Origin of the sequence: Seohaeicola zhoushanensis (assembly GCF_014656415.1) — a bacterium.
Lineage (GTDB): Bacteria > Pseudomonadota > Alphaproteobacteria > Rhodobacterales > Rhodobacteraceae > Seohaeicola_A > Seohaeicola_A zhoushanensis.
This window is the reverse complement of the sequence record NZ_BNCJ01000014.1, coordinates 46551-61931: the sequence shown is the minus strand read 5'-3', so window position 1 is coordinate 61931 and position 15381 is coordinate 46551. Positions and strand designations below refer to the sequence as shown.

17 protein-coding genes and 1 tRNA gene are annotated in these 15381 nt (G+C 67.6%); 7 read left to right on the top strand and 11 right to left on the bottom strand.

Annotation, left to right across the window (positions count from 1 at the left end):
* Positions 1-57 precede the first annotated feature (57 nt).
* The 5 genes from IE266_RS19190 to IE266_RS19170 all read right to left on the bottom strand — a co-directional run bounded on the left by IE266_RS19190 (position 58) and on the right by IE266_RS19170 (position 4581).
* Positions 58-1095 (bottom strand): HesA/MoeB/ThiF family protein, encoded by a 1038-nt coding sequence (locus IE266_RS19190; protein WP_189681740.1) that lies wholly within the window; start codon positions 1093-1095, stop codon positions 58-60.
* Positions 1095-1550: a dUTP diphosphatase gene (dut, locus tag IE266_RS19185; RefSeq protein ID WP_229864288.1), complete on the bottom strand. Its 456-nt coding sequence runs from the start codon at positions 1548-1550 to the stop codon at positions 1095-1097. The genes IE266_RS19190 and dut overlap by 1 nt, the downstream gene beginning before the upstream one ends.
* A 77-nt stretch (positions 1551-1627) precedes the next feature.
* Entirely contained in the window at positions 1628-2821 is a 1194-nt protein-coding gene (gene coaBC / locus IE266_RS19180; RefSeq protein ID WP_189681738.1) for a bifunctional phosphopantothenoylcysteine decarboxylase/phosphopantothenate--cysteine ligase CoaBC, read from the bottom strand.
* Between the two features lie 93 nt (positions 2822-2914).
* Positions 2915-3706 (bottom strand): ChaN family lipoprotein, encoded by a 792-nt coding sequence (locus tag IE266_RS19175; RefSeq protein WP_189681737.1) that lies wholly within the window; start codon positions 3704-3706, stop codon positions 2915-2917.
* The gene (locus IE266_RS19170; RefSeq protein ID WP_189681736.1) at positions 3703-4581 is read right to left on the bottom strand and encodes an RNA polymerase factor sigma-32; all 879 of its coding nucleotides are present in this window, start codon (positions 4579-4581) and stop codon (positions 3703-3705) included. The genes IE266_RS19175 and IE266_RS19170 overlap by 4 nt, the downstream gene beginning before the upstream one ends.
* Between IE266_RS19170 and cobU the strand changes: the two genes are divergently transcribed.
* From cobU to IE266_RS19155, 3 genes are all read left to right on the top strand, one after another.
* Entirely contained in the window at positions 4582-5193 is a 612-nt protein-coding gene (gene cobU / locus IE266_RS19165; RefSeq protein WP_308434612.1) for a bifunctional adenosylcobinamide kinase/adenosylcobinamide-phosphate guanylyltransferase, read from the top strand.
* Positions 5190-5768 carry a histidine phosphatase family protein gene (locus tag IE266_RS19160; protein ID WP_189681734.1) on the top strand — a complete coding sequence of 193 codons (579 nt, stop codon included), beginning with the start codon at positions 5190-5192 and terminating at the stop codon, positions 5766-5768. Before cobU ends, IE266_RS19160 begins: the two co-directional genes overlap by 4 nt.
* Before the next feature lie 88 nt (positions 5769-5856).
* On the top strand, positions 5857-6522 hold the full coding sequence (locus IE266_RS19155; protein ID WP_308434611.1) for a glutathione S-transferase: 666 nt from the start codon (positions 5857-5859) through the stop codon (positions 6520-6522).
* A 62-nt stretch (positions 6523-6584) separates the two neighbouring features.
* Here the strand turns inward: IE266_RS19155 and trpS are convergent, their stop codons facing one another.
* Positions 6585-7613: a tryptophan--tRNA ligase gene (trpS, locus tag IE266_RS19150; RefSeq protein ID WP_189681732.1), complete on the bottom strand. Its 1029-nt coding sequence runs from the start codon at positions 7611-7613 to the stop codon at positions 6585-6587.
* 91 nt (positions 7614-7704) lie between these two features.
* On the opposite strand from trpS, the gene IE266_RS19145 reads away from it, so the two are divergent.
* Positions 7705-8391 carry a rhomboid family intramembrane serine protease gene (locus tag IE266_RS19145; protein ID WP_189681731.1) on the top strand — a complete coding sequence of 229 codons (687 nt, stop codon included), beginning with the start codon at positions 7705-7707 and terminating at the stop codon, positions 8389-8391.
* Positions 8392-8668: 277 nt separating this feature from the next.
* Here IE266_RS19145 and murJ read toward each other — a convergent pair whose 3' ends face one another.
* The 5 genes from murJ to IE266_RS19120 all read right to left on the bottom strand — a co-directional run bounded on the left by murJ (position 8669) and on the right by IE266_RS19120 (position 14272).
* Positions 8669-10240 (bottom strand): murein biosynthesis integral membrane protein MurJ, encoded by a 1572-nt coding sequence (gene murJ / locus IE266_RS19140; protein ID WP_189681730.1) that lies wholly within the window; start codon positions 10238-10240, stop codon positions 8669-8671.
* 352 nt (positions 10241-10592) lie between these two features.
* A tRNA-Arg gene (locus IE266_RS19135) sits at positions 10593-10669 on the bottom strand.
* A gap of 53 nt (positions 10670-10722) precedes the next feature.
* Positions 10723-12108 (bottom strand): sensor histidine kinase, encoded by a 1386-nt coding sequence (locus IE266_RS19130; RefSeq protein WP_189681729.1) that lies wholly within the window; start codon positions 12106-12108, stop codon positions 10723-10725.
* 16 nt (positions 12109-12124) lie between these two features.
* Positions 12125-13543: a dihydrolipoyl dehydrogenase family protein gene (locus IE266_RS19125; protein WP_189681728.1), complete on the bottom strand. Its 1419-nt coding sequence runs from the start codon at positions 13541-13543 to the stop codon at positions 12125-12127.
* Positions 13544-14272 carry a TVP38/TMEM64 family protein gene (locus IE266_RS19120; protein ID WP_189681727.1) on the bottom strand — a complete coding sequence of 243 codons (729 nt, stop codon included), beginning with the start codon at positions 14270-14272 and terminating at the stop codon, positions 13544-13546.
* A 265-nt stretch (positions 14273-14537) separates the two neighbouring features.
* On the opposite strand from IE266_RS19120, the gene rpmH reads away from it, so the two are divergent.
* The 3 genes from rpmH to yidD all read left to right on the top strand — a co-directional run bounded on the left by rpmH (position 14538) and on the right by yidD (position 15340).
* Positions 14538-14672, top strand: coding sequence for a 50S ribosomal protein L34 (gene rpmH, locus IE266_RS19115; protein ID WP_189681726.1), 135 nt, complete (start codon positions 14538-14540; stop codon positions 14670-14672).
* Between the two features lie 93 nt (positions 14673-14765).
* Positions 14766-15119, top strand: a complete 354-nt coding sequence (rnpA, locus tag IE266_RS19110; RefSeq protein WP_229864286.1) for a ribonuclease P protein component — start codon at positions 14766-14768, stop codon at positions 15117-15119.
* On the top strand, positions 15116-15340 hold the full coding sequence (yidD, locus tag IE266_RS19105) for a membrane protein insertion efficiency factor YidD (protein ID WP_189681725.1): 225 nt from the start codon (positions 15116-15118) through the stop codon (positions 15338-15340). Before rnpA ends, yidD begins: the two co-directional genes overlap by 4 nt.
* The last annotated feature ends 41 nt before the right edge of the window (positions 15341-15381 follow it).

The window sequence follows — 15381 nt, the reverse complement described above, 5'->3', positions numbered from 1 at the left end:
GTCTCCTTTGCACCGCAAGCTAGGCGCGCCCGCGGGCGGGGTCCAGCCCCGCCGCCGCTATTGTCCGCCGCAGACCGGGCAGCCCTCGCGCCGGTGCAGGCCGATCTTGCGGGTCTCGCCGTAGAGGCCGTCATAGATCAGCATCTCGCCACGCAGGACCGCGCCCGCCCCGGTGATGAACTTCATCGCCTCCAGCGCCATCATCGCGCCGATCACACCCGGCAGCGGGCCGACCACCCCGGCCTCGGCGCAGCTGGGGGCAAGCCCCGGCGCGGGCGCCTCGGGGAAGATACATTCATAGCAGGGCCCGCCGCGCGCCGGGTCGAAGACGCTGAGTTGCCCCTCCCATTGCGACAGCGCGCCCGAGACAAGCGGCTTGCCTAGCCCTGCGGCGGTACGGTTCGACAGGTACCGCGTCTCGAAATTGTCGGTGCCATCGAGGATCAGGTCATACTCGGCGAACAGCTCGGCCGCGACGGCCTCGTCCAGCCGCCGCTTGTAGGGCCGCACCTCGACATGGGGGTTCTGCGCCTTCATCGCGGCCTCGGCGGAAAACACCTTGGGCACGCCGATATCGGCGTCGCGGTGGATCACCTGGCGCTGCAGGTTGGCATTGTCGACCACATCGTCATCGACCACCCCGATGGTGCCGACGCCGCCGGCGGCGAGGTATTGCAGCACCGGCGCGCCCAGCCCGCCGGCGCCGATCACCAGCACCCTCGCCTGCTTGAGCTTCTTCTGCCCCGGCCCGCCGATCTCGCGCAGCACGATGTGGCGCGCATAGCGTTCGAGTTCCGCCTCCGAGAATGTACCCGTCTTCTCCACCTTCACCTCCGCCTTCCGCGCCCGCCGCCGCAGCGCCGCGACGAGGCTGCCATAGCCCAGGCCCAGCGCCGCCACCCCGCCCAGGATCAGCCAGGCCTCGGGGCTGCCTCCCGTCGCCAGCCGCAGCGGATGGCCCTCGGGCAGCGCCAACTGCGCAGCCAGCACGCCGACATAGAGCAGCGCCAGCATCGCCACGCGCACCGCAACCGGCACACGCAGCAGAATCCCGAGCCCCCAGAGCGCCGCCGCAAAGGCGAGAACTGCCAGCATCAGCCGCGCCCGGTCGAGCCGAAGCCGCCCGCGCCCCGCGCGGTCTCGCCCAGGTCGACCACCGTCTCGAAGACCGCGCGCACCACCGGGGCCACCACCATCTGCGCGATGCGCTCGCCATGCGTCACCGTGAAGGGCTCGGTTCCGGCGTTCAGCAAGATCACCCCCAGCGGGCCCCGATAGTCGCTGTCGATGGTGCCGGGGCTGTTGGGGAGCGTGATCCCGTGTTTCAGCGCCAGCCCCGAACGGGGCCGGATCTGCACTTCGAAACCCTCGGGGATCTCGAGCCGCAAACCTGTCGGCACCAGCGCCCGCGCGCCGGGCGCCAGCACCAGTTCGCCCCGGTCCGGCAGGTTGGCGCGGATATCCGCCCCCGCCGCCCCCGCGGTTTCATAAGAGGGCAGCGGCACCGCCGCATCCGCCCCCGCCTCGCGCTGCACCCGGATCAGAACCACGCCCGCCTCTTCTTCTCTTTCCAAATACTCAAGATCTGCCCTGGCCGCCTGCGCCGAACCTCGGGCAAAAGCTCCGCTCAGGCCAGGGCCGAGGCGATCCGCAGGGCCAGCGCCTGCGCCACCTCGTCCTTGGCCATGCGCGGCCATTCCTCGGCCCCTGCCTCGGTGATCAGCACCACCGCATTCTCCGACCCGCCCATGATCCCGGTCGCCGGGCTCACGTCATTGGCGACGATCCAGTCGCAGCCCTTGCGCGCCCGCTTGGCGGTGGCATGGGCGACCACGTCGTCGGTCTCGGCAGCAAAGCCCACCACCAGGCCGGGCCGCCCCTCCTCCAGCTTCGACACGGTGGCCAGGATGTCCGGGTTCTCGGCAAAGGCCAGGCTCGGCATTCCGTCCCGGGTCTTCTTCAGCTTGCGGTCCGAGGCCGAGGCGACGCGCCAGTCCGCCACCGCTGCCGCGAAGACCCCGGCATCGACCGGCAGCACCTTCTCGACCGCCTCGGCCATCTCGCGCGCGGTCTCGACCTTGACGACGCGCACGCCCTCCGGCGGCGGAACCGAGGCCGGGCCGGTGACAAAGATCACCTCGGCCCCCAGCGCCGCCAGGGCGCGGGCGATGGCGGTGCCCTGCGCGCCCGAGGAGCGATTGGCGATATAACGCACCGGATCGATCGGCTCATGCGTCGGACCTGAGGTCACCAGGATCCGCTTGCCGGCCAGCGGCCCGGCGGTCAGCGCCGCGGCGATCGCTTCGACGATCTCCAGCGGCTCGGCCATGCGGCCGGGGCCGAACTCGCCGCAGGCCATGCCACCTTCGTTCGGCCCGATCACTCCGACGCCATCGGCCTTCAGCTGCGCCAGGTTGCGCTGCGTCGCCGGGTGGCCCCACATCCGCACGTTCATTGCCGGGGCGATCAGCACGCGCTTGTCGGTGGCCATCAGCAGCGTCGAGGCCAGGTCATTGGCCAGCCCGTTCGCCATCTTGGCCATCAGGTCGGCGGTTGCGGGCGCCACCACCACGAGATCGGCGGCGCGCGACAGCTGGATATGGCCCATTTCCGCCTCGGCGGTCAGGTCGAACAGGTCGCGATGCACCGCCACCCCGGCCAGCGCCGAGACCGAAAGCGGCGTGACGAACTCTTCGCCCGCCCGCGTCAGAACGGGCACCACGCGTGCGCCCCGGTCCTGCAGCCGCCGGATCAGGTCGAGCGACTTGTAGGCGGCGATGCCGCCCCCGATGATCAGAAGAATGCGCTTGTCAGCGAGCATGTGCAAAGCCCCGTCCGGTCGTACCGCATTGACCATAATGGCTTGCGCCGACGCGCGACACCGAATTTCGCGCCCGCGCCCGCAAAAGCCGCATCAGCCCTCGCGCAGCGTCTCGCAGGGGTCGCGCCGCTTGACCAGCGGGCCCGGCCAGACCAGGTCGTATTCGCCCTCGATCCGGTCACCTTCGGCCTGCCCCACGCTTACCACCTTGAGTGCATTACGCACCCGCGTCAGCACCTCGGGCACCCCGCCGTCGCGGCGGGCATGGCCATTGCCGGTGATAACCACCACCGGACCGCCCGTGGCATCCAGCGCCTCGATCGCCGCCCGCGCCAGCATCGCATCCCGCAGTCGCTGCAGATCGACCATGCCAGGCAGCAGCTCGGCCGGCAGGGCGTCGCAATGGGCCGCCGCCTGCTCGGCCTCGCGGGCCTTCTGCACGTCCTCGGGCAGCTTGAAGGTCAGCCCGTAAAGTTCGGCATTCTCGCCGAAACTTGCTGCAACCCCTTCCCTCAATGCCGCCCGTGCCGCCTCGCGCGGCAGCGCCGCGCCATAGACCTGCGTCTCGGGTGCGGCCGTGAAAATCGGGTGATACATCGAGAAGTCAGGCCAACCCGACGCGGCCCAGCCAAGTTCGCGCGCCATCGCCTCGGCATCGCCGCGCTCTTCGCCGACGCGCGCGGCCTGTTCGGCGGTCAACATCTCGAAGACCAGGGCGCGCGGCTTCAGGGCCGCAACCGCCGCCACCTGCATCTGGTGATGTCCGGGATTGTCGTGCACCTCTCCCAGCAGCACCACCTCGGCACCCTGCAGGGGAGAGACGTCAGGCTCGGCAGCCGCCGCGCCGGTGGCGAGCAGCGCCAGGCCGAAAATCAGGTGTTTCATCCGAGGAACTCGAACACCTCCTGATTCTGATTTGCAAGCGACTTCCGCATCTTGGCAAAAGCCGCCGCCTCGAGCTGGCGCACCCTCTCCTTCGACAGCCCCAGTTCCTCGCCCAGGCTCTCCAGCGTGCGCGGGTCGTCCCGGAGCTTGCGCTCCCGCACGATCAGCCGCTCGCGTTCGGTCAATTGCTTCATCGCCTCGAGCAGCCACGACCGCAGCCGCGCCGTGTCGTGCCGGTCTTCGACCAGTTCCGCGGCCTGCGTGGCGTCATCTTCCAGAACGTCGATCCATTCGCGCCCGTCCTCGTCGGCCGATTGCACCGAGTTCAACGAGAAATCCGACCCCGCCAGCCGTCCGGCCATCATCTCGACATCGGCCAGCGGCACGCCGATCTCGGTGGAAATCAGCTGCAACAGCTGGTGTTGGTCCAGCATCTCACCGCGCGCGTCGGCCTCTCGTTCCAGCCGCGCCTGCACCCGGCGCATGTTGAAGAACAGCGACTTCTGCGACGAAGTTGATCCGGTGCGAACCATCGACCAGTTGCGCATCACGAAGTCCTGGATCGAGGCCTTGATCCACCACACAGCGTAGGTCGAAAACCGCACGCCGCGGTCAGGGTCGAACTTGTCGGCGGCCTTCATCAGGCCCAGTCCGGCTTCCTGGATCAGGTCGTTCATCGGCGCGCCATAGCGGCGGAACCGCGCGGCCATGGAAATCGCCAGCCGCATGTAGGCTGTGATGAGACGGTGCAAGGCCGCCTCGTCGCGTTGATCGCGCCAGGCATAGGCCAGCGCCAGTTCGGTTTCAGCGTCCAGGATCTCGGCCTTCATGGCCCGGCGCGACATCCTGCGATCGTCGGCTGCATCAAGTGGCATATGCGTCCCCCTTGCTTCGGCCAGCCTTGTTTCGGCATCTCACAGTCATTACGGAGAGTAACGCGCGGCGGATCACTTGGGTTTCACGTTATGGTGTCTGGGGAAGTCATTTTTGTTCTCGGCGGAGCGGCCTCCGGCAAGTCGGCCTTTGCCGAAACCCTCTTCAGCGATGCGCAAACCCCTGTTTACATTGCCTCCGCCCAGGCATTCGACGCCGAGATGCGCGCCAAGATCGACCGCCACATCGCCCGTCGTGGGTCAAAATGGCGCACGGTCGAGGCGCCGCTGGATGCCGCCGGGGCCATCGAGGCGCTCGGGTCGGCGGATGTCTGCCTGTTTGACTGCGCCACGCTCTGGCTTTCGAACCACCTGCTGTCCGAAACCTATCTCGCCGCCGAACAAGCCCGCCTCCTGGCCGCGATCCGCAGCTGCCCTGCCCGCCTTGTCGTGGTCAGCAACGAAGTTGGCATGGGCGTGGTTCCCGACAATGCTCTCGCCCGGCGCTTCCGAGAGGCACAGGGGCGTCTGAACATCGAACTCGCCACCGCCGCCGACACCGTGGTGCATGTCGTCGCCGGCATCCCCCGCGTGCTTAAGGGCGCGTTGGCATGAGCCGGCTTTTCCTCGTCCGCCATGGCCCGACCCATGCGAAGACCTTTGTCGGATGGTCCGACCTGCCCGCCGATCTGAGCGATACCGCCGCGCTGGCGCGTCTCTCCGCCCATCTTCCTGCGGCTGCGCTGGTGGTCTCCTCCGACCTCTCCCGCGCCGCCGCCACCGCCGATGCAATCCAGGGTACGCGCCAACGCCTGCCGCACCAGCGAGAGCTGCGCGAGCTGCATTTCGGCGACTGGGAGTTGCGCAGCTTCCGCGAGATCGAGGCCGTCGACGCCCACCTCGCCCGCAGCTACTGGGAGAGCCCCGGCGATATCCGCCCGCCAAACGGCGAGAGCTGGAACGAGGCCCGCGCCCGGATCGACACCGCCGTCGACGCGCTGCTTCACGCCCACCCCGGCCGCGACCTGGTCATCGTCGCCCATTTCGGCGCCATCCTGACCCAGGTGCAACGCGCGATGGGCGTCGATGCCGTCGAGGCGATGCGGCACAAGATCGACAACCTTTCCGTGACCACGCTGCGCCGCCACGCGGGCGGCTGGGACGTCGGGGCGATCAATCACCTCCCGTGATGGGGGCACCCACAAACCAGCGTTATGCGTAAGCGTTGCAACTGCTTACACTCGTCTCATGACATATGATCTTTACATCGGAGACCGCGTGTTCTCCAGCTGGTCGCTGCGTGGGTGGCTTATGTTCGAGAAATTCGGCATCCCGGTCCGCACGCATCTCGTGGGGCTCTATTCCGGGACGATGCAGGCCGATCTCGCGCCGCTTCACCCGGCCCGGCTGGTGCCGGCGGTGATGACCCCCGAAGGCACGCCACTGGGCGAAAGCCTCGCCATTGCTGAAACCCTGGCCGAGCGTCACCCCGAGGCCGGACACTGGCCCAACGATCCCGCGCAGCGCGCCACCGCGCGCTGGCTCTGCGCCGAAATGGTCGCCGGCTTCCGCGCGCTTCGCAACGATTGCCCGATGCAATTGCTGCGCGTCTACAAGGACTTCCAGCCCTCGGCCGAAGTGCTGGACGACCTCGCCCGGATCGAAACGCTCTGGGCCCATGCCCGCAAGCTCTCGGGATCGCAGGGCTACCTGTTCGGGGCTTATTCGCTGGCCGATGTATATTATACCCCGGTCGCGGCGCGGATCATCGGCTATGACCTGCCGGTATCGGCAGAGGCACGCGCTTATTGCCTGCAGCTGCTTGCTGACCCGGCAGTTCAGGCGTGGCGCAACGAGGGTCTGAAAATCACCTACGATCCAGAGCCTTACAGGAAAGACCTGCCATCGCAGCCCTGGCCCGAGGCCGCACTTCAGACCGCATGAAAACATTGGGCCGCAAGCTGTTGAAATAACAGCGCGCGGCCCGGTTGTTCACAGATTTATCCTCAGCCGGCGCTCGAGATCATGCCGACGATCTCGTAGGTCTTCTTCAGGATCGGCGCGGTGATCTCGCGCGCCTGCAGCGCGCCACGCGCAAGGATCCGGTCGATCTCGGCAGGGTCCGCCATCAATCGCTTCATCTCCGACGAGATCGGCGCAAGCCGTGCCACCGCCAGGTCGGCCAGCGCCGGTTTGAAGGTGCCAAACTGGGCGCCCGCATATTCCGCCACCACCGCCTCGGGCGTCATGTCGGCCAGCGCGGCGTAGATGTTCACGAGGTTGCGCGCATCGGGCCGGTCCTTGAGCCCCTCCAGGCTCTCGGGCAGCGGCTCGGGGTCGGTCTTGGCCTTGCGGATCTTCTTGGCGATCGCATCGGCGTCGTCGGTCATGTTGATCCGGCTGGCGTCCGACGGGTCCGACTTCGACATCTTCTTGGTGCCGTCGCGCAGCGACATGACACGGGTGGCCGCCCCTTCGATCACCGGCTCGGTCATCGGGAAGAAGTCGACGCCATAGTCATGGTTGAACTTCGCCGCGATGTCGCGGGTCAGCTCGATATGCTGCTTCTGGTCCTCGCCCACCGGCACATGGGTGGCGTGATAGATCAGGATGTCGGCCGCCATCAGCGACGGATAGGCGAACAGCCCAAGCGAGGCTGCCTCGGCGTCCTTGCCGGCCTTGTCCTTCCACTGGGTCATCCGACCCATCCAGCCCATCCGGGCAACGCAGTTGAAGATCCAGGCCAGCTGCGCGTGCTCCGGCACCTGGCTCTGGTTGATGAGGATCGACTTCTCGGGGTCGATACCGGCCGCGATGAACCCGGCGGTCAGTTCGCGCGTGTTGTGGCGCAGCTTCTCCGGGTCCTGCCAGACGGTGATCGCGTGCAGGTCGACCATGCAGTAGACGGTCTGGAACCCACCTGCGTTCTGGGTATCGACGAACCGCTTGAGCGCGCCAAGATAGTTGCCCAGGTGCAGGTTGCCCGACGGCTGGATCCCCGAGAAGACCCGGGGCGTGAAAGTCGTTTTGCTCATGTCGGCGCAACTCCCGGCTGGAATTTTCGGCCTGCCTCGCTTACCCATGAGGGCAGACGCCGTCAAGAAGCCCACCCTCAGGAGCCCCGGCATGAGCAGTCCGAACCACGTCCCCGCCGTCAATCCCCTGCCCGCAACCGTCGTGCTGCTGGCGCTGGTCATGGCCGCCGCCGAGATCGTCTTCCAGATCGGTGCCTCGGGCCTTGCCGGAGGCCCCACCGCGGTCGGCTGGCGGGTCGAGGCGATAGAACGCTTCGCCTATTCCGGGGAAATCCTGCAGTGGATGTGGGAAACCGGGCGCTGGCCGCCCGAGCACGTGATCCGCATCGTCACCTACCCCTTCGTACACGGCAGCTTTACCCAGACCCTGATCGGGGCGGTGATGTTCCTGGCCATGGGCAAGATGGTGGGCGAGGTCTTCGGCAATATCGCCGTGGTGGTGATCTTCTTCGTCTCGGCCATTGCAGGCGCGCTTGTCTTCACCGCCTTCGCCGCCGGGCCCACCTACCTCATAGGTGCCTTCCCCTCGATCTACGGGCTGATCGGCGCCTTCACCTGGATCCTCTGGCGCAACCTGTCGAGGGTTGGCGCCAATCAGGCGCGGGCCTTCTCGCTGATCGGGTTCCTGATGGGGGTGCAGTTGCTGTTCGGCCTGCTTTTCGGCACCCAGAGCGACTGGATCGCCGATCTCGGCGCCTTCGCGGCCGGTTTTCTGCTGTCCTTCGTGCTGGCGCCGGGCGGCTGGGCCCGCCTGCTGCATCGGCTGCGCCAGGACTGACCCCAGACAGGACTGACCCCAGACACGATCCCGCCGCCCCGAGGGAATGAGGGGCGGCGGAACCAGCTCAGCCGAAGATCAGGTAGAGCAGGATGATCCAGACAGGAACACCCAAGAGCCAGAGTGCCAGTGCTCGCATGGCCGTTACTCCTCCGCCCGTGTAAGGGTTTCTGACGGGGACTTCTGCCGCCGCCGTGGCTCCCCAGAACGGGCGGATGTTCCAGGAGCCGTGCTTCGGAAATGTAACGCCGAGCCCTTGGAACGGTTCCCGAGCGGATCAGCCCAATGTTGCCGGCGGTGCACCACCCGAGCGGCGGCGCAGCGCGCTGCGGAACTCCGATATCCGGAAAGCGCCGATCAGCTGGCCAAAGCCGAAGTAGACCGCCATGCTCAGCACCACGAGCGCCAGCAGCGCGAGATAACGCCAGCCGGCACTGTGCAGCGCGTCATCCAGGACCCAGGCCGCCCCCCACGAGGCCAGGCCCATCACCGCCGAGGCCAGGCAGATCCGCCAGATCCGCCGCCGGAAACGGTCGTCAAATCGCGCGACCTCGCCGATGCTGCGCCCGCCGCGCGCCAGCAGGAAGACCATCCACCAGCCCGCCACGGTTGTCGCCAGCGCCGTTGCGATCCAGCCAAGCCAGGGCGCCAGCCCGATCGCCACCACCGCGTTCACCACCATCGACCCGATCGCATAGCGGAACGGCCGCTTGGTATCTTCACGCGCAAAGAACAGCGGCTGCAGGATCTTCTGCAGCACGAAGGCCGGCAGGCCGAGCCCGTAGACCGCCACCGCCATGGCGATGGCGGCACTGTCCTCGGCCGTGGCCGCGCCACGCTCGAACAGGACCGAGACCAGCGGCAGCGGAATCGCCACCAGCGCCACCGCCGAGGGGATGGTCAGCGCCAGCGACACCTCGCCCGCGCGGCTCAGCGCATCGCGCCCGCCTGCGTCGTCCCCTGCCGCCAGACGGCGGCTGAGGTCGGGCAGCAGCACCACGCCAACGGCGATGCCCACCACGCCCAGCGGCAGCTGGTAGAGCCGGTCGGCGGCATAGAGCCAGCCCACCGCCTTGTCGAAATACGAGGCCACCTGCTGGCCCACCAGCAGGTTCACCTGCACCACGCCCCCGGCCAGCATCGCCGGGAAGGCCACGGCCACCAGCGCGCGCAGCTCCGGCGTCAGCCGCGGCAGGCGCGGGATCAGCCCGAAACCGGCGCGCCGCGCGGCAACCCAGAGCAGCACGAACTGCGCCACGCCCGCCACCGGGATCGACCAGATCAGCCAGGGCGCGATATCCCCGCCGACCCAGGCCCCCATCACCATCGCACCCACCAGCACCACGTTCAGTAGCACCGGCGCGGCGGCGGCGGCGGCAAACCGTCCGGCGGCATTCAGCACACCCGAGAGCAGCGCCGCCAGCGACACGAAGAGAATATAGGGGAAGGCAATGCGCCCGAACTCGACCGAAAGCGCGAATTCCTCCTGCCCGGCGAATCCGCTGGCCAGGGCATAGATCAGCCAGGGCATGAAGGCCTGCGCCAGCAGCGTCAGCACGATCAGCACGCTCGCCAGCCCCGACATCGCGTCCTCGGCAAAGCGGCGCGGGTCATCGCCCGATTCCAGCCGCTTCGAGAACATCGGCACGAAGGCGACGTTGAAGGCCCCCTCGGCAAAGAAGCGGCGGAACATGTTGGGCAGGCGGAAGGCCACCACATAGGCCTCATAGACCGGGCCCGTCCCGAGATAGGCGAGAATCATCGCATCGCGCACGAAGCCGAGCACGCGGCTGGCAAGGGTCCAGAGACCGACGGTCAGGAAACCTGCGATGAGTCGGATAGGGGTCATGGCTGCTCCGGCAGGCGGGCCTGTTGTGTTTCTCGCCTTTTCTTCACCACTACCGCCTTCCGCCCGCGACGGGAAGCGCCACCGCACGAATCGGGTCAACCCCAGCCGGTGAGTCGCCATGCGAATCGGCGCCTGGTGGCTCGCCCCATTCCGCTGGCCGCGCCACAGGTGACTGCGGCCATGCCCGGCCCTGCTGGCAAGCGGCGCGGCAAAGGCCCCGGAACAGAGGCCGTTCAGCCCTTGGAAATATGCGTAGGAGGTCTGGAAACGACAGGTCCCCCAAGGACACGGTCAAGCCGTGCCTCTCCCCTGGGGCGCTGGATTTGTCTGTATTTTCAGGGAGTTGTCTTAGTGGCGGACCGAGGAGGATTCGAACCCCCGACCCCTTGATTCGTAGTCAAGTACTCTATCCAGCTGAGCTATCGGTCCACTGAGGGCGTCATGTAGAGAAGCCTTCCGGGCAATGCAAGAGCGGTTTTGCATTAAATCGTGCCATCACCTTTCGGAAGCGTGATGCGAAAGCGCGTGCCCGCCGAATCCGAGTGCTCGAGCACCAGGTTCCCGCCGTGGCCACGGATCAATTCGGCCGCGATCACCAGGCCAAGGCCCGCCCCGCCCTTGCGCGCACCGCCCTGGAAGGCCTTGAAGAGGTGTTCGCGTGCCTTTGCCGGCAGGCCGGGGCCGGTGTCGGCCACGGTAATGGTCCAGGCCGCCTCCTCCTCGCGCGCCGAGACCGTCACGGTGCCGGGCCGACCTGATGCGGCAATCGCCTGCCCCGCGTTGCGCACGAGATTGAGAATCACCCGGAACAGCTGCTCGGGATCGCCGCGCACCGTCATGCCGGGGGGAATCGTGCACTCCAGCGTTACCGCCCCTTCGGGATAGGAGACGCTCTCGCCGTCCAGCACGTCCTGAACCACGCTTGCGATTCGCACCATCGTCAGCGTCGGCGCCGGCTCTTCCGCGCGCCCGAAAGCCAGGGTGCTCTCGCAGAGCGAGACCGCACGGGTGATCGAATTCACCAGCTTGGGCGCCATCCGCCGCACCAGCGGGTCCTCGCTCGTCTCGATGCGATCGGTGAACAGCTGCGCCGAGGCGAGGATGTTGCGCAGGTCGTGGCTGACCCGCGCCACCGCCCCGCCCAGCTGCGCCAGCCGCTCCCGCTGCTTGAGCGCATGGGTCAGCTCTGTCTGCAACGAGGCCAGCGCCTCCTCGGCCTCGCGCAGTTCGTGCAGCACGGCATGGGGCTTGATCAGGCTGCGCGCATCTTCCGGGGCGGCGGCATAAAGCTTCATGTTCTCGACCACGCCCCGGATCGGCGTCACCAGAAAGGTGCGCACCGCGACGAACAGCAGGATCGCGGTAAAGACCGAGATCACCGCCGACAGCGCCAGCACCCGAAACCCATAGTCCAGCATCGCCGTGCGCAGCCGCCTGGTATCCATGGTGATCTCGATCAGCAGACCCGCGTCCCGCACCGGCGCGCCGATCACCCGGATCACCCGGTTCTCGGGCACCACCAGCTGCACCAGCGCGTCCCGGATCAGGCTCAGCGGCCCCGAGGCGCGCAGGTCATAGGTCTCGGCCACCGGCTTGGGGATCGGCGAGGACAGCATCAGCTGGCGCACCTCGTCGCGCCGCAGGACCACGTTATAGACCTCGGCGTTCTCCAGCAGCTCCTGCTCAAGCTCGGTTTCCAGCATGTCGTCGGCCAGCAGCGCCAGCGAGGCGATCTGCGCACGCTCCAGATGGTCGCGCAGGTAGTCTTCGCGGAAACGGGCGATGGAGGGCACGAATATCAGTACCTCGGCCAGCATGACGAAGACCGTGGTCAGAACCAGAAATCGACCTGACAGCGTGTTCAGCATGTGCCCTGTCTCATGATCAGGGCAGCCATCTCTGCACCAGCCCGACCGTCTTCCTGACCAGAGGGTTATCAAACAGTCGGGGCGAGAAATAGGCCCCTGCCGCGCGTTTGTTGATTTCCGCCAATGTCGGATAGGGCGCGACCATGCCGGCGACGGCGCTCATCTTCAGCCCCGCGGCGATGACCAGCGACCAGAGCGCGATGGCTTCGCCCGCCTCGGGCCCCACGATACTGACACCCACCGGGCGACCGCGCACCACCATTACCTTGATGAACCCCGCCCCCCGCCGCATGGCCAGCGCACGGTCGTTATGGGCGTAGTCGAAGCGCGCCACCTCCAGCCTGTCGCCATGACGCGTCCGCGCCTCGGCTTCGGTCAGCCCCACCTGCGCCAGTTCGGGGTCGGTGTAGGTCGCCCAGGGAATATGCGCGGTGGCTACCTTCGCCGGCAGCCCGAAGAGCATCGAGCGGATGAGCACCCCGGCATGATAGCCCGCCACATGGGTGAACATCATGCCACCGGCGGCATCGCCGATGGCATAGACGCGCCGGTTCGTGGTGCGCAGGCCTGCGTCGACCTTGATACCGGTCTTGGTGGTCCCGATCCCCGCCGCCTCCAGGTTCAGCCGCTCCACATTCGCCTTGCGGCCCACCGCCATCAGCAGATGCGTGCCCTCGAACACCCGTCCGTCCTTGGCCGCCACCCTGATCCCGCCGTCGGTCCGGTCCACCTCGGCCACCATCGCCCCCTCGGCGATCTCGACCCCCTCGGCCCGCAGCGCATCGAGCACCACCGCCGCCAGTTCCGGGTCGTCCTTGCCGAGCGCCTTGGCCCCCTCGATCACCGTCAGCCGGCAACCGAGCCGCACATGCGCCTGCGCCATTTCCATCCCGATCGGCCCGCCGCCAACGATCAGCAGGTGCTCCGGCTTCTCGCGCAGATCGAACAGCGTCTCGTTGGTCAGGTAGCCGACATCCTCCAGCCCCGGCACCGGCGGCACCAGCGGGCGCGAGCCGGTGGCAATGACGATCCGCCGCGCCTGGATGAGATGGTCTCCGGCCTGCACCTCGGTGGGCGAGACGAAATGGCCGTATTCCCGGATCACCCGCACTCCCAGCCCCTCGAACCGCTCCTGGCTGTCCACCGGGGCAATCCCGGCGATGACACCGGCGACATGCTCCATCACCGCCGCGTAATCGACCTGCGGCACCACCGGAGCCACGCCGAAGTCGCCGGAATGCGCTTGCGCATCGGCCACCTTTGCCGCCGCGATCAGCGCCTTGGAGGGCACGCAGCCGTAGTTCAGACAGTCGCCGCCCATCTCGCCGCCTTCCAGCAGCACGACCGAGGCCCCCATCTGCACCGCCCCCGCCGCCACGGAAAGCCCACCCGACCCGGCCCCGATCACCAGCACATCTGTGCGGATCCGCTCCATTCAGACCTCCCCGCGTCCGCGCAGCGCGCGCACCACCATCGGCAGCGCCGCCAGCGCGCAGAGGCCAAGGATCGGCCCGATCACATGGGGTTCCCACAGCAGCGACAGGTCAACCTCCTCATTCCGGTCGAACACCGCGCCGAGCCCCACCCCGATGGAGGTGAAGACCAACGCGCCCGGAATGATGCCAACGGCGGTGGTCCACAGGAAGGTGACAAATCGCACCCCCACCAGCGCCGGCAGCAGGTTAGCCATGAAGAAGGGCACCGCCGGCACCAGCCGCAGCAGCAACAGGACCGAGACCTCATTCCCGCGCAGCGCGTCGCGCAGCCGGGCCACCCGACCTTCCGATGCATCGAGCCGCTCCGAGAGCGCCGCCCCAAGGCCCCAACGCGCCGCCAGGAATATCAGCGCCGCGCCCGTGGTCGCCGAGATCACGTTGAGCACGGTCCCCAGCGCCATTCCGAACAGGAAACCGCCCGTCACCGATGCCACCGCGGCACCGGGCAGCGAGAAAGCAACGATGGCGACATAGACGGCGACGAATCCCGCCGCCATCAGGCCGAGATGCGCATCGCGATAGGCCAGCAGGTCTTCACGGTTCTCGCGCAGCAGCTCGAAGCTCACCACATCGCGCAGCAAGACAAAGCCGGCAATTGCCACCAGCAGAATCACCGCCAGCGGCACGTGCCGCGTCCATCTACGCCCCGCCCGGTTACGAACTGTCATGCGCACGTCCCTTCACTTCTCGCCACTATCGTGAATAATCTGTTGTTGCGGCAAGGAAGATGGTCCTCACGCGGCCTTGATCCAGCCCCCGCGGTTCGTGATCGGGCCTGAACGTGCCCTTCGCCGCAAATGTTTCGCCCGACGCGCAAAAAACCCGGCCCGAGGGTTTGACTTGTGCGGCAAGCCGCAGTAGAGACCGGGCCTCTGATACCCCGGTCCACGCGATTCCGCGCCTTGGTCCGATCCGATAAGCTGGAGAAGCGCGATGAAACGCACCTACCAACCGTCGAACCTCGTTCGCAAGCGCCGTCACGGGTTCCGTGCCCGCATGGCCACAAAAGCCGGCCGCAAGGTTCTGAACGCACGCCGCGCACGCGGCCGCAAGTCGCTCTGCGCGTAAGGCGCACTGCGTACCTCGTATTGCGATGATACCGCCGGAGGCCCCCATGACTGGCACTGCCAGGATGGGAACGCTGCCACCGGCGGTTTTGTCATGCCCGACATGACCCTCACCGTCCTGAGCAAGCGTGCCGAGTTCCTGGCCGCCGCCCGCGCCCGCCACCAGCGGATGCCGGGCCTCACGCTGCAGGCCCGCATCCGGGCCGAGGGCGAAGCCGAGGGCATCCGCGTCGGGTTCACCTGCTCGAAGAAGGTCGGCAATGCCGTCGCCCGCAACCGCGCAAAGCGCCGGCTGCGCGAAGTCGCGCGGCTGGTCCTGCCGGCCGAGGGCCGCGACGGCTGGGACTATGTCCTGATCGGCAAGGCAGAGGCCACCGCCGCACGCGACTTCGTCGCGCTGCAGGACGACCTGCGCCGCGCACTCGCCGCCTGCCACAAGCCGCGATGAGCCCCCTCGCCCATATCTTCGCCCTGCCCGTCCGCGCCTATCGGCTGCTGCTCAGCCCCTGGCTCGGCCACAGCTGCCGTTTCCAGCCTACCTGTTCGGTCTACGCGCTCGAAGCGCTGGAACGTCACGGCGCCTTCCGCGGTGGCTGGCTCGCGCTGCGCCGCATCGCCCGCTGCAACCCCTGGGGCGGCTCGGGCTACGATCCGGTCCCCCCGAAATGAAACGGGGCGCCGATACGGGCGCCCCGGTTCCTTTGAAAGCC